At 66.4% G+C, this 21,320-nt stretch carries 24 protein-coding genes; 15 read left to right on the forward strand and 9 right to left on the reverse strand.

The window, feature by feature from the left end:
- Positions 1–59 precede the first annotated feature (59 nt).
- Together ACW17Z_RS00550 and ACW17Z_RS00555 are read left to right on the forward strand one after the other, a co-directional pair.
- On the forward strand, positions 60–914 hold the full coding sequence (locus ACW17Z_RS00550; protein ID WP_419321326.1) for an NAD(P)-dependent oxidoreductase: 855 nt from the start codon (positions 60–62) through the stop codon (positions 912–914).
- 3 nt (positions 915–917) lie between these two features.
- Positions 918–1,994, forward strand: coding sequence for an alpha/beta fold hydrolase (locus tag ACW17Z_RS00555; RefSeq protein WP_492057206.1), 1,077 nt, complete (start codon positions 918–920; stop codon positions 1,992–1,994).
- A gap of 180 nt (positions 1,995–2,174) precedes the next feature.
- Here the strand turns inward: ACW17Z_RS00555 and ACW17Z_RS00560 are convergent, their stop codons facing one another.
- A complete protein-coding gene (locus tag ACW17Z_RS00560) occupies positions 2,175–3,023 on the reverse strand; it encodes a metal-dependent hydrolase (RefSeq protein WP_492057207.1) in 849 nt (282 codons plus the stop codon).
- A 71-nt stretch (positions 3,024–3,094) separates the two neighbouring features.
- Between ACW17Z_RS00560 and ACW17Z_RS00565 the strand changes: the two genes are divergently transcribed.
- A complete protein-coding gene (locus ACW17Z_RS00565) occupies positions 3,095–3,709 on the forward strand; it encodes a TetR family transcriptional regulator (protein WP_492057208.1) in 615 nt (204 codons plus the stop codon).
- On the opposite strand, the gene ACW17Z_RS00570 is transcribed toward ACW17Z_RS00565, so the two are convergent.
- From ACW17Z_RS00570 to ACW17Z_RS00600, 7 genes are all read right to left on the reverse strand, one after another.
- Positions 3,706–4,089, reverse strand: a complete 384-nt coding sequence (locus tag ACW17Z_RS00570; RefSeq protein ID WP_492057209.1) for an NUDIX hydrolase — start codon at positions 4,087–4,089, stop codon at positions 3,706–3,708. The genes ACW17Z_RS00565 and ACW17Z_RS00570 overlap by 4 nt on opposite strands.
- A 35-nt stretch (positions 4,090–4,124) precedes the next feature.
- Positions 4,125–5,207, reverse strand: a complete 1,083-nt coding sequence (locus ACW17Z_RS00575; RefSeq protein ID WP_492057210.1) for a serine hydrolase domain-containing protein — start codon at positions 5,205–5,207, stop codon at positions 4,125–4,127.
- A 29-nt stretch (positions 5,208–5,236) separates the two neighbouring features.
- Positions 5,237–6,103: a helix-turn-helix transcriptional regulator gene (locus tag ACW17Z_RS00580; RefSeq protein ID WP_492057211.1), complete on the reverse strand. Its 867-nt coding sequence runs from the start codon at positions 6,101–6,103 to the stop codon at positions 5,237–5,239.
- Positions 6,103–7,104 (reverse strand): porphobilinogen synthase, encoded by a 1,002-nt coding sequence (gene hemB / locus ACW17Z_RS00585; protein ID WP_492057212.1) that lies wholly within the window; start codon positions 7,102–7,104, stop codon positions 6,103–6,105. Before hemB ends, ACW17Z_RS00580 begins: the two co-directional genes overlap by 1 nt.
- A 62-nt stretch (positions 7,105–7,166) precedes the next feature.
- Positions 7,167–7,616: a DUF2147 domain-containing protein gene (locus tag ACW17Z_RS00590; RefSeq protein WP_419321341.1), complete on the reverse strand. Its 450-nt coding sequence runs from the start codon at positions 7,614–7,616 to the stop codon at positions 7,167–7,169.
- A 154-nt stretch (positions 7,617–7,770) separates the two neighbouring features.
- On the reverse strand, positions 7,771–9,273 hold the full coding sequence (locus ACW17Z_RS00595) for a flavin-containing monooxygenase (RefSeq protein ID WP_492057213.1): 1,503 nt from the start codon (positions 9,271–9,273) through the stop codon (positions 7,771–7,773).
- Positions 9,274–9,485: 212 nt separating this feature from the next.
- Positions 9,486–9,929 carry a DUF2147 domain-containing protein gene (locus ACW17Z_RS00600; RefSeq protein ID WP_492057214.1) on the reverse strand — a complete coding sequence of 148 codons (444 nt, stop codon included), beginning with the start codon at positions 9,927–9,929 and terminating at the stop codon, positions 9,486–9,488.
- A 214-nt stretch (positions 9,930–10,143) separates the two neighbouring features.
- Here ACW17Z_RS00600 and ACW17Z_RS00605 point away from each other — a divergent pair, with 214 nt between their 5' ends.
- From ACW17Z_RS00605 to hemA, 6 genes are all read left to right on the forward strand, one after another.
- Positions 10,144–11,328, forward strand: coding sequence for an isobutyryl-CoA dehydrogenase (locus ACW17Z_RS00605; protein ID WP_492057215.1), 1,185 nt, complete (start codon positions 10,144–10,146; stop codon positions 11,326–11,328).
- 36 nt (positions 11,329–11,364) lie between these two features.
- Positions 11,365–11,967 (forward strand): histidine phosphatase family protein, encoded by a 603-nt coding sequence (locus tag ACW17Z_RS00610; protein ID WP_492057216.1) that lies wholly within the window; start codon positions 11,365–11,367, stop codon positions 11,965–11,967.
- Positions 11,961–13,016, forward strand: a complete 1,056-nt coding sequence (locus ACW17Z_RS00615; protein WP_492057217.1) for an enoyl-CoA hydratase/isomerase family protein — start codon at positions 11,961–11,963, stop codon at positions 13,014–13,016. Before ACW17Z_RS00610 ends, ACW17Z_RS00615 begins: the two co-directional genes overlap by 7 nt.
- Before the next feature lie 57 nt (positions 13,017–13,073).
- A complete protein-coding gene (locus ACW17Z_RS00620; protein WP_492057218.1) occupies positions 13,074–13,880 on the forward strand; it encodes a class I SAM-dependent methyltransferase in 807 nt (268 codons plus the stop codon).
- A 74-nt stretch (positions 13,881–13,954) separates the two neighbouring features.
- A complete protein-coding gene (mmsB, locus tag ACW17Z_RS00625) occupies positions 13,955–14,851 on the forward strand; it encodes a 3-hydroxyisobutyrate dehydrogenase (protein ID WP_492057219.1) in 897 nt (298 codons plus the stop codon).
- Positions 14,852–15,012: 161 nt separating this feature from the next.
- Positions 15,013–16,239 (forward strand): 5-aminolevulinate synthase, encoded by a 1,227-nt coding sequence (gene hemA, locus ACW17Z_RS00630; RefSeq protein WP_419321355.1) that lies wholly within the window; start codon positions 15,013–15,015, stop codon positions 16,237–16,239.
- A 16-nt stretch (positions 16,240–16,255) separates the two neighbouring features.
- On the opposite strand, the gene ACW17Z_RS00635 is transcribed toward hemA, so the two are convergent.
- Positions 16,256–16,696, reverse strand: coding sequence for a Ros/MucR family transcriptional regulator (locus ACW17Z_RS00635; protein WP_419321357.1), 441 nt, complete (start codon positions 16,694–16,696; stop codon positions 16,256–16,258).
- A gap of 161 nt (positions 16,697–16,857) precedes the next feature.
- Here ACW17Z_RS00635 and glyA point away from each other — a divergent pair, with 161 nt between their 5' ends.
- From glyA to ACW17Z_RS00665, 6 genes are all read left to right on the forward strand, one after another.
- Positions 16,858–18,150, forward strand: coding sequence for a serine hydroxymethyltransferase (glyA, locus tag ACW17Z_RS00640; protein WP_419321359.1), 1,293 nt, complete (start codon positions 16,858–16,860; stop codon positions 18,148–18,150).
- 31 nt (positions 18,151–18,181) lie between these two features.
- Positions 18,182–18,655 (forward strand): transcriptional regulator NrdR, encoded by a 474-nt coding sequence (gene nrdR / locus ACW17Z_RS00645; protein ID WP_419255617.1) that lies wholly within the window; start codon positions 18,182–18,184, stop codon positions 18,653–18,655.
- A gap of 69 nt (positions 18,656–18,724) precedes the next feature.
- On the forward strand, positions 18,725–19,189 hold the full coding sequence (locus ACW17Z_RS00650; RefSeq protein WP_419321361.1) for a 6,7-dimethyl-8-ribityllumazine synthase: 465 nt from the start codon (positions 18,725–18,727) through the stop codon (positions 19,187–19,189).
- Positions 19,186–19,635, forward strand: coding sequence for a transcription antitermination factor NusB (gene nusB, locus ACW17Z_RS00655; protein WP_419321363.1), 450 nt, complete (start codon positions 19,186–19,188; stop codon positions 19,633–19,635). The genes ACW17Z_RS00650 and nusB overlap by 4 nt, the downstream gene beginning before the upstream one ends.
- Positions 19,595–20,656, forward strand: coding sequence for a thiamine-phosphate kinase (thiL, locus tag ACW17Z_RS00660; RefSeq protein WP_419321365.1), 1,062 nt, complete (start codon positions 19,595–19,597; stop codon positions 20,654–20,656). The genes nusB and thiL overlap by 41 nt, the downstream gene beginning before the upstream one ends.
- A gap of 34 nt (positions 20,657–20,690) precedes the next feature.
- Positions 20,691–21,203: a hypothetical protein gene (locus ACW17Z_RS00665; protein ID WP_492057220.1), complete on the forward strand. Its 513-nt coding sequence runs from the start codon at positions 20,691–20,693 to the stop codon at positions 21,201–21,203.
- The last annotated feature ends 117 nt before the right edge of the window (positions 21,204–21,320 follow it).

A 21,320-nucleotide genomic window follows, 5' to 3' on the forward strand; every position in this document is an offset into this window, starting at 1 on the left:
TGGGGTTGCGAAGCGGAGGCTGTCGGGCGAAATCGCAGGCTCCATAGGGAGTGCTTCGCATGAAGACGGCGTTTATCGGCCTGGGCGTGATGGGCTATCCGATGGCAGGTCACCTTAAGGCCGCCGGCCACGAGGTTTCCGTCTTCAATCGCAGCCCCGACAAGGCCCGGCGCTGGGCGGTCGAGCACGGCGGCGCGGCCTTCGAGACCATCGAGGACGCCGTCGCCGGTTGCGAACTGGTCGTCCTGTGCGTCGGCAATGACGACGACGTGCGCGGCGTTGTGGCGCGCGCGCTTCCTGCGCTGTCCAAGGGCGCGGTGATCGTGGACCACACCACCACCTCGGCTACCGTGGCCCGCGAGATGGCGGCGCTGGCTGCGCAAAGCGGCTGCTTCTTCATCGATGCGCCGGTTTCTGGCGGCCAGGCTGGGGCTGTGAACGGTCAGCTGACGATCATGGCCGGCGGCGATGCGGCGGCCTTCGCCAGGATCGAGCCGGTCATCAACGCCTATGCCAAGGCCATCCGACGCATGGGCGAGGTGGGTACGGGACAACTGACCAAGATGTGCAACCAGATCGCCATCGCCGGCCTGGTCCAGGGCGTGGCCGAGGCGCTGCACTTCGCCAAGCGGGCCGGCCTGCCCACCGACGACGTGCTGGCGGCGATCTCCAAGGGCGCGGCCCAATCCTGGCAGATGGAAAACCGCTGGGCGACCATGGCGCAGGGCAAGTTCGACTTCGGCTTCGCGGTCGACTGGATGCGCAAGGATCTGGGCATCGCGCTCGAGGAGGCCGGTCGCAATGGCGCAAAACTGGAGAGCACCGCAATGATCGACCAGTTCTACGCCGAGGTGCAGGCCATGGGTGGCCATCGCTGGGATACGTCCAGTCTCGTCGCACGGTTGGAGAAGTAGTTCATGCGCAAGCTCGCGATCACCCTGGCGGCCTTCGCCTCGCTCCTGGCTCCGGCCGCCACGGCCGCCCCGGTCGTCGCGCCCAAAGAGGGCGACTTCGTCACTCGGGACTTCAAGTTTCGCTCGGGCGAGGTGCTGCCGGAGCTGCGCCTGCACTACACCACCTTCGGCGAGCCCAAGCGCGACGCCAGCGGCCGGGTGACCAACGCCGTGATGGTGCTGCATGGCACCGGCGGCACGGGCAAGCAGTTCCTCAGCCCGCAGTTCGCCGACGAGTTGCTGGTCCCGGGCGGCCTGCTGGATCCGGCCAAATACTATGTGATCCTTCCGGACGGCATCGGGCACGGCAAGTCGTCCAAGCCCAGCGATGGCCTGCACGCGCGCTTTCCGCAGTATGATTATGACGACATGGTCGCCGCCCAGCATCTGCTGCTGACCCAGGGCCTGAAGGTCGACCGCCTGCGGCTGCTGATGGGCACGTCGATGGGCTGCATGCACGGCTTCGTCTGGGGCGAGACTTATTCTGATTTCGCCGACGCCCTGGCGCCGTTCGCCTGCCTGCCCAACGAGATCGCCGGTCGCAACCGCATGTGGCGCAAGCTGCTGATCGACGCGATCAGGCTGGATCCAGCCTGGAAGGGCGGGGACTATGTCGAGCAACCCATGGAGGGCCTGCGCACGGCGCTGGGCCTGCTGATGGTGGCCGGCCTCTCGCCGCTGCCCGCCCAGATCGCCAGCCCGACCCGGCAGGCCGCCGACAAGGCCGTGGACGACTACTTCGCCGCCCGGCTGCCGCCGCTGGACGCCAATGACCTGATCTATGCCGTCGGCGCTTCCCGCACCTATGATCCGTCGCCGAAGCTGGAGACCATCACCGCGCCGGTGCTGTGGATCAATTCGGCCGACGACTTCATCAATCCGCCGGAGCTAGGCCTTGCCGAGGCCCAGGCCAGGCGGCTGAAGAACGGCACGTTCGTGCTGTTGCCGATCAGCGAAAAAACCAAGGGGCACGGCAGCCACACCTGGGCGGTGCTTTGGAAGGACAGGCTGGCGGCGTTCCTGAAGGCGACCGAGCGGTAGGCGGGCGCTAGGATACTCAAGCCGGCAGGGTTGCCCCGCGAGACCACAATCGGTTGTCATCCCGGACAAGCCCGGCGAACGCCGGGTGCAGATCCGGGACCGCTGCAAGCGCCGAGTTCATGCGTCGGTCCCGGATCTTCGCGCTATGCGCTCGTCCGGGATGACAACCTTTTGTAGCCTCTACTCCGCCGCCATAGCCGGCGTGAACTGGTTGCGCAGGCCAGCCAACCGCGCGCGGTTGTCGTGGTCCCAGGGATGGAAGCTCGGGCGATACCAGGCCCAGTATTCGTTGGCGCAGCGGCGGAAGAGGCCGGGCGTGCCGAACAGGAACCACAGCACCTTGGCGCGGGCGACGCCGCGCTTCATGCCGTCGGCGACCAGCAGATCCGAGGCGTAAATGGTGATGTTGCGGGTGAACATGATGCTGATCAGCACCATCACCCGGACGCGCAGGCGGTAACGGTCGAGCGGCTTCCAGCCCTTGGTGACTTCCTGGAAGACGTCGAAGGCCACGGCCTTGTGCTCGGTCTCTTCCAGGGCATGCCACTGCCACAGGCGCTTCATTTCGGGATCAGTGTTCTTGAACAGGTCGTCCTCGCGCATGAACGAGTCGGCCATCATCGAGGTGAAGTGTTCCAGCGCGATGGTCGCGCCCAGCATGGCCATGGGGCCGCGGCCGCGCACCATGGCGGTGCGCTCCTTCACCTGCGCCTCAATCGCCGCCACCGGATAGCGGTCGCGGTCGAGGCCGCCGTTCATCGCCACATGCTCGCGCGAGTGAATGGCTTCCTGGGTGATGAAGGCCTTGGCGTCGTCCAGCAGTTTGCCCGACAGCTTGGGCCGATAGTGGCGCACGGCGTCCATGAACAGGCGCTCGCCATCGGGGAAGGTCAGGGACAGGGCGTTGAACACTGCGGTGCCCACAACATCGCCCCCCAGCCAAGCGCCCTTTCCGACGGCCTGAGTGTCGAAATGCAGGTCGCGCGGGGTGACGGTGACGTCTTCGGGGGTGGTGCGTGGCGTGGCCATAGCGTTCAATCCTGCCTCGGGATAGGGCTTGTCGTTGCAAGCCTCGTTGCAGATTGGCCTTACCGACAAAAATGTCAATAGCGAATTCTGATTGCCGCACCCGGCACCGCCGTTCGCCTGAGGCGTCGCGCGCCAACATCCTGGCTGCCGCCGAGGCGATCCTGCTGGCTTCTGGACCGCAGGATCTCAAGCTGGCCGAGGTGGCCAAGGGCGCCGGCGTGGCCAACGCTACGGTGCTGCACCATTTCGGTTCGATCGATGGCGTTCAGACCGCCTTGATGGAGCGGATGATCCGGCAACTGGTCGACGATGTTCTGTCCATCACCGTGGCGGAGGGGCAGGGCGCGGCCTTTGCCGGCGCAGGCATGCTGGCCCTGTTCGACGCCTTTGAGGCCCAGGGCGCAGCGCGTTTGGCCGCCTGGCTGGCGCTGACCGGCGAGGCGGCCCGCATGACCGGTGTTCGGGGCGCGGTTCAGGAGGTGATCGATGCGCGCATCAGCCATATCGAAGGCGTCTCGGCCGAGGTGATGGGCGACTTCATCCTGGGCTGCGTCACCTACGCCCTGGGAGTGGGTCTGTTCGGCGCGCCGCTGGGCGAGCTGCTGGGCAAGCCGCCGGGCCGGGCGCGGGAAGTGGCCCTGGGCATTCTGCAGGCGCGACTGGACGCGGCGGCGCGCGGCGCCTAGAGGGCCGCCAGCACCACCCGCATCAGCGGCGCCAGACGGATCTCGCCCGGCGCGGCGACGTCGATCCACGCCAACTCCTCGATCTCGGCGCGCACCGCGATTTCGCCCTCGACCCTGGCCAGATAGGTGGCCGCGCGAACGCGATGGTCCGGCTCATTGGCGGCCGGCGCCTCGAACCGTCCCAGCAGCGTGGCCTCGACCAGCCGGCAGCCCAGCTCTTCGTCGAGTTCGCGGGCCAGGGCCGTCAGATCATCCTCGCCCGGCTCGCGCTTGCCGCCGGGCTTCATGAAGATCGCCGTGCCGCGCTTGCGGACCACCAGCATCCGGCCGTCCGCATCACGGATGACGGCGGTGACGATGTCGATGGTCGGCTGGGTCATGGACCCAGCCTTAGCAAGCGCGGAGATGGCTGTCCTTAGCCGCCGATCGCCGCCAGCACATGCTCGACCAGCAGCTTGTCGGAAATCCCGTGAGAGTTTCGGACGTTGTAGTTGGTGGTGGTGATCACCACCACCAGGTCGAGATCCTGGATGACGATTACCTTGTTGCCGCCACTGCCGTTCATCAGCCAGGCCTTGTGACCGGCAAAGGTCTGCAGCCACCAGAGATAGCCGTAGTCGGTCCCGGGCCTCGCCTCGGCGTGCGGCGTGATGGACGCCTTCACCCAGGCTTCGGGCAGGATCTGCTGGCCGTTCCAGCGCCCGCCATTGGCGTAGAGCTGTCCGAGTTTCAGCAGGTCGCGGCTGGTCAGGCCAAGGCCGCCGCCGCCCTGGGCCAGGCCGGTGGGGGAGTACTGCCACTCCGGCTTCTCGATGCCCAGCGGGCCAAACAGCGCCGCGTCGGCGAAGGCGGGCAGGGGCGTCTTCACCGCGCTCTGGACCACCGCGCCCAGCGTGGTGACCCCGGCGGTGCAGTAGCTGAAGCTTCGGCCATAGGGGGCGTCCGCAGGCTTGGGCGTCCAGGCCGGAAAGCCCCGGATCGGCAGGTCGAGATAGAATTTCGGCCAGTCCTCGATCAGATACATGCGCTCCTCGTTGCCGCGCGAGAACTGGTTCTCGTCGTCGCATTCGAGCAGCGAGCTCATGGTCAGCAGATCCTCGACCGTGATCTTCGCCTTGCGCGGATCGGGGTTCTCGAGCGGCGACAGGTCCTTCAGATAGGGCAGGATCGGCGCCGTGACGCCGGGCAGCTTGCCGCGGGCGATCGCGGCCCCGGCCAGCATGCCGGTCACCGTCTTGGTGGCCGAGCGCGTGTTACGGCGGGCGTCGGCCCCGCCGTCATCATAGTAGGATTCCGAGACCAGCTTGCCGTGGCGGGCGATCAGGACGCTGGTGATCTGCTGGAAATCGCCCTTCCGGATCGCGGCCGACATAGCCTCCAGCCGGTCGGCGGAAAGACCCTCGGCGGCCGGTGGTGCGGTCGGCCAGTCCTTGTCGGCGGCGAGGACGGGAAGGGGCGCGGCCAGCAACAGGGCGGCGGCGATCAAAACAGGCTTCAAAACGGGTACTCCTACGCTTGAGCTCCCGGTTAGCTCGCTTCGCGCGCCTCGTCTTGGACAGCGGAAACATCTGGGCGTCGACGGCCGCAAAGCCGCGCGAACTCGCCGGGCGTCACGCCATAGGCGGCGCGGAATTGCCGGTTCAGATGGCTCTGATCGCAGAAGCCGGCCTGTAGGGCGATTTCGCCGATGCCGGAGCGACCGTGCATCAAAAGGTCGGCGGCCCGCTCCAGCCGACGGGCCCGCAGCCGGTCGCCCGGGGCGGCGCCGATCCAGCGCTGATAGCCGCGCGCCAGATGCACGCGGTGGACGCCGGCGGCGCGGGCGATTTCGGCGATGCCGATCGGCTGGTCGAAGCTGTCGGCGAGGAAGCTTTCGGCGATGTCCAGCCAGGCCGGTCGCTTCTGGCTTTCGCGGCGCGCCGGGATCATGGCCTCGGCCGTTAGCGCCAGGGCGTGGGTCTCCAGGTCGATCCGCTCGATGTCGCGGGACAGTGCGGCGCGGGTCAGGCGCAGGGCGGCGCCGACCGCCCGGGGTGATCTCAGGCGCAGGGCGTCGACGGCGGCGCCCGACTGACTGGTCAGGTCGCGCCAGGCTTCGGCTTCGACACTGATCGCCATGAACCAGCCGTCCACGCCCTCGAAGCGGTCGCGATGAACGACGCCTGGCGGGTTGAAGACCAGCACCGGCCCCTCGCTCTCGTCTCCGTGGGCAGTGGTTAGGTAGCGGCCGCGTGTGGCCAGCACGAAATGGGCGTCGTCGTGGCTGTGCTCGGCCACCTCTTCAGGCGGGGTGGTGGCGGCCAGATGCGCGACACGGGCGTCGGCCAACTGGTGCTCCACCGCGACAGCGCCATAGAACCGGCCCGGGCTGAAGGCGGGTCCGGGGCGGGTCACTAGCCCAGCTTCTCCGCCGCCCAGGGCGCGAAATAGCTGATGATCCCGGCCGCGCCGGCCCGCTTGAAGGCGGTCAGGCTTTCGAGGATGGCCCGCTCCTCGTCGATCCAGCCGTTCATGCCGGCGGCCTTGATCATCGCGTACTCGCCCGACACCTGGAAGGCGTAGGTGGGCATGCGGAACTCGTCGACCAGGCGGCGCAAGATATCCAGATAGGGCATGCCCGGCTTGACCATGACCATGTCGGCGCCCTCGGCGATGTCGAGGGCGACCTCGCGGATGGCCTCTTCGGTGTTGGCCGGGTCCATCTGATAGGTCTTCTTGTCACCCTGGCCGGCGCTGAGCTTGGCTGAACCGATGGCGTCGCGGTAGGGGCCATAGAAGGCCGAGGCGTATTTGGCGGCGTAGGACATGATCAGCGTATCCTGGAAGTTCGCGCCCTCCAGGGCGGCGCGCAGGGCGCCGATGCGGCCGTCCATCATGTCGGACGGGGCCAGGATGTCGGCTCCTGCTTCCGCCTGCATCAGACCCTGCTCGATCAGGCGCTCGATGGTCGGGTCGTTGAGGATTTTGCCGCCCTCGACCACGCCGTCATGGCCGTGGTCGGTGAAGGGGTCCAGGGCCACGTCGCACATGATGCCGACCTCGGGGGCGGCGTCCTTCATGGCTTTAACGGCGCGGGGAATGACGCCGTTCGGATCGGCGGCGATCGAGCCGGTCGCGTCCTTCCGGGCCCCGTCGATATGCGGGAAGATGGCGATGGCCGGAATGCCCAGGTCACGGGCCCGAACGGCGGCCTTGGCGGCGTCCTTGACGCTGAGGCGCTCGACGCCCGGCATCGAAGCCACCGGGATCACGCCTTCGCCTTCATGCACGATCATCGACCAGATCAGGTCGGAGGGGCGCACCTCGGTCTCGCGAACCAGGCGGCGGGTCCAGTCGGCCTGGCGAACGCGGCGCAGGCGGGTGGCGGGGTAGGGGGCGAGCGGGGGCGTGGTCATGGCCTAGGGTTTCGCGCGGTCGGGCGCGCGAGGCAAGGCGTTCCGATCCTTAATTGGGCGTCTTAGGGGGTAACGGAGGACGCCATGACCGACGCGGCGTCGACCCGGGTCCAGATCTGCGACTTGCAGATAATGCCGCCCAGGACGCAGCCCTTGGCGCGCAGGGTCTTGGCGTCCAGCACCTCGGCGGCGCCCGAGAAGGTCATGTTCAGGTCGGGCACGAACACCCTGCCGCGCCAGGCGCCGTTCTTGTCGGGGGCGAAGTCGCGCAAAAGCCGCAGGCCGACCAGATTGGCCGAGCCGCCCTTGCGCGCGTCCGCCTTGGCGCGTTCGCTGGCCCAGACCACGACGCCGCAGGCGGTTTCTCCGCAGTCCTTGATTTCGAGATGGACGCTGTTCTTGGGATTGCGCCAGACGCCATAGGTGCCCGTCGTGTCGGCCGCCTGAGCCGAAACCGGCGCCATGCCAAGGATCGCCGAGACCGCAACAATGGCGAGTTTAACGATACGCATCTAGTCGACGCCTCCAGCGACCCGCAGAGTTGGGGCCAGCTCGAGACATTAGCAAGTGGGCGCGCGTCCCACGTGACGTCACGACATGTAACAGCAGGTTTCGCCGGCGACGGTCAGATCACAATAGCCCGACCGTCGCCGCCATGTCGGAGACTCAGGAATAGACGAAGCTGGCCTCGTCCAGATCGATGGCGGGCAGGGCGTCCTTTTCCGCCCAGTAGTCCTGGGTGTGGCGCCATTCGGGCTTGTCGCCGGCCTTGGGCAGTAGGTGCATGCCGCGCATCAGATAGCCCGGATTGAAGTTCTCCGGATCGATCCAGCCGGACAGGGGCATGTCCTTGTCCTGTGGCCGCAGGGCGACCTCGATCTGTTTGGCGCCCCTTTCGTCCATGTGGGCCAGCAGGCGGCAGACGAAGTCGGCGATCAGGTCGGCGCGCAGGGTCCAGCTGGCGCGGAAATAGCCGAACACCCAGACCATGTTGGGCACGCCGGTGAACATCATGCCGCGATAGGTGACGGTGTCGGCGAAGTTCAGGGGCTTGCCGTCGATGACGAAGTCGATGTCGCCCAGGACGTTCAGGTTGAAGCCCGTGGCGGTGATGATGATGTCGGCGTCGAGGGTTTCACCCGACTTCAGCAACAGGCCCGTCGGGGTGAAGCGTTCGATCTCGTCGGTGACCACCGAGGCCTTGCCCGAGGCAATGCCCTGGAACAGGTCGCCGTCGGGGACGAAGGCGATCCGCTGGCGCCACGGGCGGTAGCGGGGGGTGAAGTGCTTGGCGATGTCGAAGTCCTCGCCCAGGAAGGCCTTTACCCCCTCCAGCAGTTCAGCCTTGACGGCATCGGGCTCGGCGATGGCGCGATGGGTGAACATCTCCTGGTCGAACAGGGCCTTGCGACGGACGATCTCGTGAATCCAGGTTTCGTCGATCTGCAGTTCGCGCAGGGTATTGGCCAGGTCGTTCTCGTTGCGGCCGGGCACGAAATAGGTCGGCGAACGCTGCAGCAGTGTAACGTGGTCGCAGTCCCCGGCGATGGCGGGCACCAGGGTCGCGGCGGTTGCGCCCGAGCCGATGACCACGACTTTTTTGCCCTTGTAGTCGAGGTTCTCAGGCCATTCCTGCGGGTGGATGATCTGGCCCGTATAGTCGCTCATGCCTGGCCATTGCGGCGTGTAGCCCTGCAACTGGCGATAATAGCCCTGGCACATCCACAGGAAGTTGGTGGTGAAGCGCTGGGTCGCCCCGTCGCTGCGGGTGACCTCCAGGGTCCACAGCTTGTCCTGGCTGGACCAACTGGCGCGGGTGATCTTGTGGCCATAGCGGATGTGGCGGGCCAGATCGTTGTCCTCGATCACCTCGCCCATGTATTTGAGGATCTCGGCGGCGCTGGCGATCGGCGGCCCGACCCAGGGCTTGAAGCGATAGCCGAAGGTGTAGAGGTCGCTGTCGGAGCGGATGCCGGGATAGGTATGGCTGCGCCAGGTGCCCCCGAAGTCGCCCAGGGCTTCCAGTACGACGAAGCGTGCGCCCGGCCGCTGCTGGCGCAGGTGATAGGCCCCGCCGACCCCGGATATGCCGGCGCCGACGATGATCACGTCGAAATGTTCGGTCGATGACTTTTGCGGCGCTCTCTCGAGCGTGGAGGTGTCCGTCATGCGCGTCTTCCCTGGGCGGAGGACCCCTGAGGTCCGCCGCGTGCCCTCGCCAAAATTCACGCCTCTGCGGGCGCTTAACTGAACGCTGTAAACCTACAGGCTGCCGCGAGGTTTGATTGGGATCAAGCGACTTGTTTCGACAGGCGTGCGGGGCGCGAGGTCAGGATGCGCGTCGGGCTGAGCGGACCGTGGCGGTTAGGCGGCCGGAAAGATCAGCTGGAGGCCCGGCTGGCGTCGGCGGTGACGGTGTCGACCCGGGTCCAGATCTGCGACTTGCAGAGCATTTTCCCCAGCACGCAGCCCTTGGCGCGCAGGGTGCGGGCGTCAATGAACTCGGCGGTGCCCGACAGCGTCACCTTCAGGGTCGGCACGAAGACCTTGCCGCGCATGAAGCCGTTGCCGACGGGTTCGAAGTCGCGCAGCAGCTGCTGGCCGATCAGGGTGTCGTAGCCGCTCTTGCGGGCGTCGGCCTGGGCCTTGGGGCTGGCATAGACGACCACGCCGCAGGTGCTGGTCCCGCAGCTCTTGATCTCGACCCGGACATTGTCCTTGGGGTTGCGCCAGATGCCATGGCCCTCGCCGGCCGCATGGGCCGGGGCTGACGCAAGACCGACGAGCGCGGCGAGCGCGACAAAGAAAAGCTTGAGCTTACGCATGACGAAAAGGTGACGCCTCCAGAGGCCGTGATCTGCGGTCAAAGCGTCAGGTTATCAAGGGGGTGTGGCGTTTGCGGCGCTACACAAGGTGTAACAGTGGATTTCAGGTTACAATGCCTTCCGCCGGCTCGCTAGCCGGCGGAAGGCCCCGGTCCAGCCGCTGTCGTCGCGTCGCCGTTGACATCGCGGTCGCCGCGCGGCAGGTCCAGCGGCAATGAAAGTCGAGGGCGGTTCTGCCTCGCATGGGAGGATATCGCGCATGGATTTCGCACTCAGCGACGACCAGATCGCCATCCAGGACGCCGCGCGCGCCTTTGCCGAGGGACAGCTTGCCCCGCATTCGGCGGAATGGGACGAGAAGAGACACTTCCCGGTCGATGTTCTGCGCCAGGCCGCCGAACTGGGTTTCGCGGGCATCTACGTGCAGGACGACGTCGGCGGCACGGGCCTGAGCCGCCTGGACGCCTCGATCATTTTTGAAGCCCTGTCCTATGGCGACGTGTCCACTGCCGCATATCTGACCATCCACAACATGGCCTCGTGGATGATCGACCGGTTCGGATCCGAGGATCTGCGCCAGCGCTATCTGCCGCGCCTGACGACCATGGAGCTGATCGCCAGCTATTGCCTGACCGAGCCGGGCTCGGGTTCCGACGCGGCCAACATGCGCACCAGCGCCAGGCTCGAGGGCGACCACTACGTCCTGAACGGCGGCAAGGCCTTCATCTCGGGCGGCGGCGTGTCGGACGTCTATGTGGTCATGGCCCGCACCGGCGGCGACGGCGCCAAGGGCGTTTCGGCCTTCGTGGTCGAGAAGGGGACGCCGGGCCTCACCTTCGGCGCCAACGAGCGCAAGATGGGCTGGAACAGCCAGCCGACCGCCCAGGTCAATTTCGATGACTGCCGGGTGCCGGTCGCCAACCGCATCGGCCAGGACGGCGAGGGCTTCCGCTTCGCCATGATGGGTCTGGACGGCGGGCGCCTGAACATCGCTTCCTGCTCGCTGGGCGGGGCCCAGTTCGCGCTCGACACCGCCAAGGCCTATCTGGAGACTCGCAACCAGTTCGGTCGCCCGCTGAAGGACTTCCAGGCCCTGCAGTTCAAGCTGGCCGACATGGCCACCGAGCTGGAAGCCGCCCGCCTGATGGTGCGCCGCGCCGCTCATGCGCTCGACAACAAGGACCCGCAGGCCACCAAGCTGTGCGCCATGGCCAAGCGCTTCGCCACCGACGCCGGCTTCCAGGTGGCCAATGACGCGTTGCAGCTGCACGGCGGCTACGGCTATCTGCAGGACTATCCGCTGGAGCGCATCGTCCGCGACCTGCGGGTGCACCAGATCCTGGAAGGCACCAACGAGATCATGCGCGTGATCATAGCGCGCGAGATGTTTCGGCAGTAGAGCCACGCCAGCCCTTCGCCGAACCGGGATTCCAACGTGATCTATCTCTGCCGCCACGGCCAGGCCGAGTGGAACCGCGAACGCCGCCTGCAGGGGCAGACCGAAGCCGACCTGACGCCTCTTGGCCGCTTGCAGGCCGCGGCCATGGCCGACCTGCTGCAGGATCTGATCGCCCGCGACACGTCAGCGGACTGGCGGATCGTCGCCAGCCCGCTCCGGCGGGCGCGCGATACGGCTCAGGCCATCGCTGACCGGCTTGGCCGGACGGTCGAGTTCGACGATCGGCTGATGGAACTGACGGTCGGCCAATGGGAGGGGCGCCTTTATGCCGATGTGCAGCGCGAAAATCCCGAGGCCTTCGACAGCCCCGAATGGTTCTTCACCGCGCCTGGCGGCGAGACCTATGAGCAGGTCATGGCGCGTGTCTCAGACTGGCTGGCCGAGCAGGCCGCCGAGCCCGAGCGGCGTCTGATCGTGGTGAGCCACGGCATCGCCGGTCGGTTGCTGCGCGGGGCCTATGCCGGACTGTCGCGCGAAGAGACCTTGGCCCAGGACGTGCCGCAGGACGCCCTCTACCGTCTGGCCGCCGGCCAGATCGACCGCCTGGACTGCGAACCCGTCGAGGAACCCGCATGCTGAACGATACGGCCGAAATCATTGTCCGCGTTCATAAAAACGTCGGTCGGATCACGCTCAACAGGCCCAAGGCTCTGCACGCCCTGACGCTGGGCATGTGCGAGACCATGATCGAGACCCTGCTGGAATGGCAGGCTGATCCCGAGATCGACATGGTCATGATCGACCATACTGGCGAGCGCGGCTTCTGCGCCGGCGGGGACATCCGGATGCTGGCGGAAAGCGGGGCAGGCGACGGCGTCGCGGCGCGCCAGTTCTTCCACACCGAGTACCGGCTCAACCACCTGCTCTTCACCTATGACCGTCCGGTTGTGGCGATCATGGACGGGGTGGTGATGGGCGGCGGCGTCGGCATCTCGATGCCGGCCCACTATCGCATCGCCACCGAGCGTACGACCTTCGCCATGCCCGAGACCGGTATCGGCCTGTTCCCCGACGTCGGCGGCGGCTGGTACCTGCCGCGTCTGCCGGGCAAGGCGGGGCTGTGGCTGGCCCTGACCGGGGCGCGGATCAAGGGCGCGGACTGCCTGCGCCTGGGCATCGCCACCCACTTCGTCGAGTTCGGCGCGATAGAGGGCCTGAAGAAGGCGATCATCGCTGATCACCGCCGCGTCGATGAGATCCTGAAGATGTTCCGAGCCGACGCCGGCAAGGCCCCGCTGGCCAGCATCGAGCAGGACCTCAACCGCCTGTTCGTCGGCGGCAGCGTCGAGGAGATCTTCGAGTTCCTGGAAATGGACTCCAGCGACTGGGGCAAGGCCCAGCTGGCCGCCCTGAAGACCAAGTCGCCCCAGACCCTGAAGGTGGCCTTCCGGCAACTGGAGCTGGGTGAGGCGGCCGAGGACTTCGCCGAGCACATGGCGATGGAGTATCGCATCGGCGCCCGGGTCGTTCAGAGGCACGATTTTATCGAGGGCGTCCGGGCGGTGATCATCGACAAGGACAATGCGCCCCAATGGTCGCCAGCCACGCTGGAAGGTGTGACCGAAGCGATGCTCGACGAGATTTTCGCGCCCCTCGCGCCGGAAGACGAATGGACGCCGCTGACGTAAGGGACGTCGTGCGCTAACCTGAGCGCAACAAGAACACTACCGGTCGGAAGGAATGCCATGCGTAAGCCGCTTCTCAGTCTCGTCGCCGTGCTCGGCCTTGCCGCGTGCGCCACGACGCCCATGGGACCGCCGCCTCCGCCTCCGCCGCCCTCGGGCGCTGTCGCCGTGGCTATTCCCGCCAATATCGCGGCCGCCATTTCCGATCCCGCCCGCCCGGCTGCCGACATGGTCCGCGACGCTGACCGCCTGCCGGGCGAGGTCCTGACCTTCGCCGGCGTCAAGACCGGCGCCAAGGTCGCCGACCTGATCCCGGGCGGCGGCTATTTCACCCGTATCTTCGCCAAGGCCGTGGGTCCCAAGGGCAAGGTCTACGCCTATGTGCCCGACGAACTGACCAAGCTGGCCAAGCGCGAGCCGGCGGTGAACGCCATCGCCCGCGACCCGGCCTACAAGAACGTGACGGTGCTGCTGAACACGCTGCCAAACTTCTCGGGGCCCGAGAAGCTGGATCTGGTGTTCACGGCCCAAAACTATCACGACATGCACAACAAGTTCATGGGGCCGGCCGATCTGGGCGCTGTGAACCGCGCCGTCTTCCGCTCGCTGAAGCCGGGCGGCGTCTATCTGGTCATCGACCATTCGGCCGAGGCGGGCTCGGGCCTGCGCGACACTGAAACCCTGCACCGCATCGATTCGGCGGCGGTGAGATCTGAAGTGACGGCTGCGGGCTTCGTCTTCGAGGGCGAGAGCAGGGTGCTGCGCGACCCGGCCGACAAGCGCACCGCCAGCGTTTTCGACCCGTCGATCCGTGGCAAGACCGACCAGTTCGTCTACAAGTTCCGCAAGCCTGCCAGCGCGCGATAGAGGCGGGCCAATATCCGAGTTTCAACGATAAGAACCGCGCCCATGAGGCGCGGTTCGCATTTGGGAGCACCAGTATGAGCCGCATCGCCTTTATCGGTCTGGGCAATATGGGCGGCGGCATGGCCGCCAACCAGGCCCGGGCCCAGCACCAGGTCAGGGCGTTCGACCTGTCGCCGCAGGCGATCGAGCGGGCCGTAGCGGCAGGCTGCCATGCGGCGGGTTCCGTCGCCGAAGCCGTCGCCGATGCTGAGGTGGTGATCACCATGCTGCCGGCCGGATCTCATGTGCGCAGCGTCTATGGCGAGCAGATCCTGGCCCATGCGCCCAAGTCCGCCCTGTTGCTCGACTGCTCGACGATCGACGTCGAGAGCGCTCGGGCTGTGGCTGCCCAGGCCTCCGCCGCCGGCTTCCGCTTTGCCGACGCGCCCGTGTCGGGCGGGGTCATGGCCGCCGAGGCCGGGACCCTGGCCTTCATGGTCGGCTGCGACGCCGCCGATTTCGCTGCGGTCGAGGCGGCGCTGGCGCCGATGTCGCGCGTCACCATCCACGCCGGCGACCACGGGGCGGGGCAGGCGGCCAAGATCTGCAACAACATGCTGCTGGGCGTGTCGATGCTCGGAACCTGCGAGGCTTTCGCCCTGGCCGAGAAGCTGGGCCTGGCCGCCGACCGATTCTTCGAGATCGCCAGCAAGTCGTCGGGCCAGTGCTGGTCGGTCTCGACCTATTGCCCCGTACCCGGTGTGGGTCCCGCCACGCCCGCCGACCGCCAGTACGAAGGCGGCTTTGCCACAGCGATGATGCTGAAAGATCTCAAGCTGGCCCAGGAAGCTGCCGCCAAGGCCGGCGCCTCGACGCCCATGGGCGCCCAGGCGGAGGCGCTCTACGCGCTATTCGACGCCAACGGTTTTGGCGGCAAGGATTTCTCGGCTGTGATCCAGATGCTGCGCGGCCGCCTCGCCGAACTTGACTGAGGCCAGCTTGACCTGGATCAATGTGACAAAAAGCCTATTTCCTAAGCGTAAGTAATCGTCCCTATGTGGACAGCGGCGGCCCGTGCGTGCGAAACGCGGGGTATCGAGAAGGGACCGGCGGTCCGGCGGTCTTGTCCGTCTGGCGGTCGAGTAAGAAGACCATGGACTATAAAACCGCGTTCCGCGCCGCGATCGGCCAGATCCGTGAAGAAGGCCGCTATCGGGTGTTTGCGGACCTGAAGCGACACCGCGGGGCGTTCCCCCGCGCGACCTGGACCGGTCCTGACGGCGGCGAGAGCGACGTCGTGGTCTGGTGCAGCAACGACTATCTGGGCCAGGGTCAAAACCCGGTGGTGCTGGACGCCATGCACGCCGCGATCGACCAGCACGGCTCGGGCTCGGGCGGCACCCGCAACATTTCCGGCACCAACCATCACCATGTCGAGCTGGAGGCGGAGCTTGCCGACCTGCACGGCAAGGACGCAGCGCTGCTGTTCACCTCGGGCTATGTCTCGAACGAAGCCAGCCTGAGCGTCCTCTACAAGATCCTGCCGGGCCTGATCATCTTCTCCGATGAACAGAACCACGCCTCGATGATCGCCGGCATCCGCAATGGCGGCGGCAAGCGTCACATCTTCCGCCACAACGATCTGGCCCACCTTGAAGAGCTGCTGGCGGCCGCGCCGGTCGACGCACCCAAGCTGGTGGCGTTCGAGAGCGTCTATTCGATGGATGGCGATATCGCCGATGTCGGCGCGACGGCGGCCCTGGCCAAGAAGTACGGCGCGATGACCTACCTCGACGAGGTCCACGCGGTCGGCATGTACGGCCAGCGCGGCGGCGGCGTCGCCGAGCGTGACGGCGTCATGGACCAGATCGACATCATCGAAGGCACCCTGGGCAAGGCCTTTGGCGTCATGGGTGGCTACATTACCGGTGATACCGAAGTGGTCGACGCCATCCGCCTGATGGCCTCGGGCTTCATCTTCACCACCTCGCTCCCGCCGGCCCTGACGGCCGGGGCCCTGGCCAGCGTCAAGTGGCTCAAGCAGCATCCCGAGGTGCGTGAAATGCACCAGGAGCGCGCCCAGGCCCTGAAGGCGATGTTCAAGGCCGCCGGTCTGCCGGTGATGGAAAACGACAGCCATATCGTGCCGGTGATGGTGGGCGACCCCAATCACACCAAGCTGATCAGCGACATGCTGCTGGCCGAGCACGGCGTCTATGTGCAGCCGATCAACTATCCGACGGTGCCGCGTGGCACCGAGCGCCTGCGCTTCACGCCGACGCCGTTCCACACCGACGACATGATGCGTAAGCTGGTCGGGGCGATGGAACAGCTATGGGCGCACTGCAATGTGGCCCGCATGGGCGGCTACGCCGCCTGATCGGGTCCGGCGGGGGCTACAGCCCCCGCCGCACGCCCTTGCCCAGGCCTATCTGCTTGGCGAAGGCCGAACGCCTCGCCGCATAGGCGGGCGCCACCATGGGATAGTTGGCGGGAAGACCCCATTTGCGGCGGTATTCCTCGGGGCTCATATTGTAGTGAGAGCCAAGATAACGCTTGAGCATTTTCAGGCGTTTTCCGTCCTCCAGACAGACAATATAGTCGTGCTGGACAGAGCGAGAGACGGGAACGGCGGGCTTGGCCTTCTCGACCGCCCGCTGCGGCTGGTCGCCGTTCAGGGTCGAGAGCGCTCCGTAAACGGTGCGGATCAGCTCGGGAATGGTCGACTGAGCGACGGTGTTCTGCCCCACATAGGCGGCCACGATATCGGCGCTGAGCGCCAGAAGGTCGAGCGATTGTCCGTCGTTGAAGCCTGCAGCCCCGCTTTGCGCCGTCATCGGTGATCGCCTCTCGATTGCTACAGTCTTCGGGCTGAGGCGCGCTCATCGCCCCGGCATGCGACGAACGTGCAACATTCTCCGAGGTTCCGAGATTGATCGCGGCGCGAAGGCGGTTAAAGAAGGCGCCACTGACTCCCCGCAGCGTCTGGAGACCGCCCATGACCGCACCCGCTTCCACCCTGACCGCCTTCTTCGGCGCGGACCTCGCCACGGCGGACCGCGACATCTTTGATCGGATCGGTCTGGAGCTGGGTCGTCAGCAAAACCAGATCGAGCTGATCGCCTCGGAGAACATCGTGTCCAGGGCCGTCCTGGAGGCGCAGGGCTCGATCCTGACCAACAAGTATGCCGAAGGCTATCCGGGCAAGCGCTACTACGGCGGCTGCGAGTTCGTTGACGAGATCGAGCTGATCGCCATCGAGCGCGCCAAGCAGCTGTTCGGCGCGGGCTTCGCCAACGTCCAGCCGCATTCGGGCTCGCAGGCCAATCAGGCGGTGTTCATGGCCCTGCTGCAGCCGGGCGACTGCTTCCTGGGCATGGACCTGGCCGCCGGCGGCCATTTGACGCACGGCAGCCCCGCCAACCAGTCGGGCAAGTGGTTCAAGCCGGTGACCTATTCGGTTCGCCAGCAGGATCAGCTGATCGATTATGACAGCGTCGCCGAGGTGGCGCTGCGCGAGAAGCCCAAACTGATCATCGCCGGCGGCAGCGCCTATAGCCGCGAGATCGACTTCGCCCGCTTCCGCCAGATCGCTGACAGTGTCGGCGCCTATCTGATGGTCGACATGGCCCACTTTGCGGGCCTCGTCGCTGGCGGCGTCTATCCCAGCCCGATCCCGCACGCCCATATCGTGACGACCACCACCCACAAGACCCTGCGCGGTCCGCGGGGCGGTCTGGTGCTGACCAATGACGAAGCGATCATCAAGAAGGTCAATTCGGCGGTTTTCCCAGGCCTGCAAGGCGGTCCGCTGGAGCATGTCATCGCCGCCAAGGCCGTGGCCTTCGGTGAAGCGCTGCGTCCGGAGTTCAAGGCCTATGCCAAACAGGTGATCGCCAATGCACGGGCCCTGGCCGAGGCCCTGGGCAAATCTGGCGTGAACATCGTCTCAGGCGGCACCGACAGCCACCTGATGCTGGTGGACCTGCGGCCCAAGGGCGTGACCGGTCGCGACGCCGAGCACAGCCTCGAGCGCGCCAACATGACCTGCAACAAGAACGGCGTGCCGTTCGACACCGCGCCCTTCACCATCACCTCGGGCATCCGGTTGGGCACCCCCGCCGGCACCACCCGGGGCTTTGGCGAGGCCGAGTTCACCAGGGTCGGTGAGCTGATCGGCGAGGTCGTCAACGGCCTGTCGGCCAATGGCTCTGAGGGCAACGGCGCCGTCGAGGCCAAGGTGCGCGAGGAAGTGCTGGCCTTGACGGCGCGCTTCCCGATCTACAACTAATAGGCTGGATTGAGCCAGGGAGGGCCAGATCATGCGCTGCCCTTTCTGTGGCCACGCCGAAAGCCAGGTCAAGGACAGCCGCCCGTCGGAAGACGGCGCGGCCATCCGACGTCGTCGCGCCTGTCCCGAATGCGGCGGACGGTTCACCACCTTTGAGCGGGTGCAACTGCGCGAGCTGACGATTCTCAAGCGTTCCGGGCGGCGCTCGCCGTTCGATCGCGAGAAGCTGGTTCGGTCGATTGCCCTGGCGACGCAAAAGCGTCCCGTCGAAGCCGAACGCGTGGATCGGATGATCAACGGCATTGTCCGGCAGCTGGAAAGCATGGGCGAGACCGAGCTTCCGTCCTCGACGGTAGGCGAAATGGTCATGAAGGCGCTGAAGGCCCTCGATGACGTGGCCTATGTCCGATACGCGTCGGTCTATCGCGATTTCAAGGAAACTAGCGATTTCGCAAAGTTTCTGGGCGAAGAAGGCCTGAGCGACGTCGCGGACGAAGAAGTATAGGCGCATTCTGTAACGATTGCGGCTGAGTCTGTTGGCGACGCGCCGGCGCTGCCCAGGAGTTCGAGTTAGATGATTGAAGAGAAGATCCGCCTGCTGATCGTGGAGGGCCGCAGCTATTCGGGCATCTCCGACGAACTGCTGCGCGGAGCCGCGCAGGCGATCGAGGCCTATGGCGCGGACTATGACGTGATCACCGTCTCGAGCGCCCTGCAGATTCCCGGCGCCGTGGCGCTGGCGGAGGAAGCCGGCAATCGTCCTGTGGGCGTGCGCTATGACGGCTTTGTCGCTCTTGGCTGCGTGATTCGCGGCGAGACCTATCATTTCGAGATCGTGGCCAACGAAACGGCGCGGGGTCTGCAGGATCTCTGTATCGGCAAGCGTCTGGCCATCGGCTTCGGCGTGTTGACCGTCGATGAGGAAGACCAGGCCTGGACGCGCGCCAGGGTCAGCGAAGGCGATCTCGGCGGCGCGGCCGCCAAGGCCTGCCTTGAGACCGTCGCCCTCAAGCGCCAGCTGCTGGGGCAGACACGATGAGCAAGAACAGGATCCAACCGCGTTCGGTGGCCCGTCTGGCCGCCGTTCAGGCGCTGTATCAGATGGAAGTCTCCGGCGTCGGCGTCGACGCCGTGGTTCGGGAGTTTTCCGAGCACCGTTTCGATCGTGATGTGGACGGCCAGCAGATGGCCGCCGCCGACGAGACCTTCTTCGCCGAACTGGCCAAGGGTGTTGTGGCCAAGCAGGGCGAGGTCGATCAGGCCATCGTCAAGCGTCTGGCCTCGGGCTGGCGTCTCGACCGCCTGGACGCCACCGCGCGCGCGGTGCTGCGGGCCGGCGCTTTCGAGCTGATCCATCGCCGTGATGTTCCCACCGAGGTCGTGATCGACGAGTATGTCGAGATCGCTAAATCGTTCTTCGAAGGACCGGAGGCCGGATTCATCAATGGCGCCCTCGACGCGATCGCCCGCGATGCACGAACCTGACGCGGACGACGACTGGTTCTCGGATGACGGCCCGTCGGAACCGGCGGCTGAGCCGGCCAACGAGTTCGACCATATTGCCCGTCTTCTCCGTCCGCTGACACGCGGCGATCCAGTCGCGCTGGACCTGATGGACGATGCGGCTGTCCTGCCATCGCGCATCGACCACGATCTGGTGATCACCAAGGACGCCATGGTCGCTGGCGTGCATTTCCTGGCCGGCGAGGACCTGGATCTGGTGGCCAAGCGGCTGCTGCGCACCAACCTGTCGGACCTGGCGGCCAAGGCGGCTGAACCCTACGGCTATTTCCTGGCGATCGGTTGGCCGTCGGGTACGACCATCCAGGACCGCGAGACCTTCGCCCGCGGCCTGGCCGAGGACGGCGAACTTTACGATATCAACCTGCTGGGCGGCGACACGGTCACCACCTCCGGCGCCCTGGTGGTTTCGGCCACCTTCCTGGGCTGGGTTCCCGCCGGCGACGCGGTGCTTCGCCGCGGCGCGCGGGTCGGCGACCGCCTGATGGTCAGCGGCACGATTGGCGACGGCTGGCTGGGCCTGCTGGCCCACTGGGGCGAGGTCGAGGATACTGACGGCAGTCTGGTCAGCAGCTATCGTCTGCCGCCGCCGCGCCTGAGCATTCGCGACGCCCTGCGGGCCTACGCTCGGGCCGCCGCTGACGTTTCCGATGGCCTGCTGGCCGACGCCGCCCACGTGGCCAAGGCCAGTGGCCTGAGGGTCATGGTGGACCTTGATCGTCTGCCGTTGTCGCCCGGCGCTCGCAACTGGCTCAGCGCGCAGCCGGAAGCCGGCGAGGCGCGGATGTCGCTGGCGTCGGGTGGCGATGACTATGAAATCGTCTGTGCCGTCGATCCTACCGATGTGGCGGCCTTCCAGGCCGCCGCCATGGCTGCGGGCGTTCCCGTGCGCGACATCGGCGAGTTCGTGGAAGGCGAAGGGATCTGCGCCCTGTTCAAGGGCAAGGATATCACCCCCGAGCGCCTCGGCTGGCTTCACGGGTAGTAAAACCTCAAGCCTTGGCGGGTATGAAGAGCGCATGATCGCTCGTTCCGCCCTCACGCGCCGCCTCCTGATCGCCACAGCCTTGCTGGCCATGGCGGGTCCTACCCTGGCCAGTGGACCACCGAAGAAGAAGGAGGGCGAGGCCGCCGCGCCGGACCCGACGATCAAGCTTCAGCCCATCGCCGTTCCGATCATCGTCGATGGCAAGCTGCTGAACTACATCTTCGTCAACATGACGCTGAAGATGGCTCCGACCGTCCCTGTGACCGCGATGGAAGGGCAGGAGCCGCTGCTGCGCGACGCCGTCGTCAAGGCCGCTCACCGCACGCCATTCACCGCTTCTGACACCTACATCGAGGTCGACGCCGACAAGCTCAAGGCCGTGGTGATGCGCGAAGTCGCGACCCTGGTCGGCAAGGGCAAGGTGGCTTCGGTCGAGATCACCAAGCAGATCGCCCGTAAGCAGATCCCGCATCCTTCCGGCCCCAAGCGCGCTGCGGCTCCTGCGTCGGGCGGGCATTCCGCCCCGGCCGCCGCCCACCACTAACCCGCTTCGAACAATCGTTTCGTCTACCGCGTGGCGTGCACGGCCACGGGTTGCGCACCCTTGTGCCATTTGGCACTGTCCAGGCCTTGGCGTGCTGTGCGCGTCAATTCAGGGAGC

This window comes from Caulobacter sp. GSs2 (genome assembly GCF_058680895.1).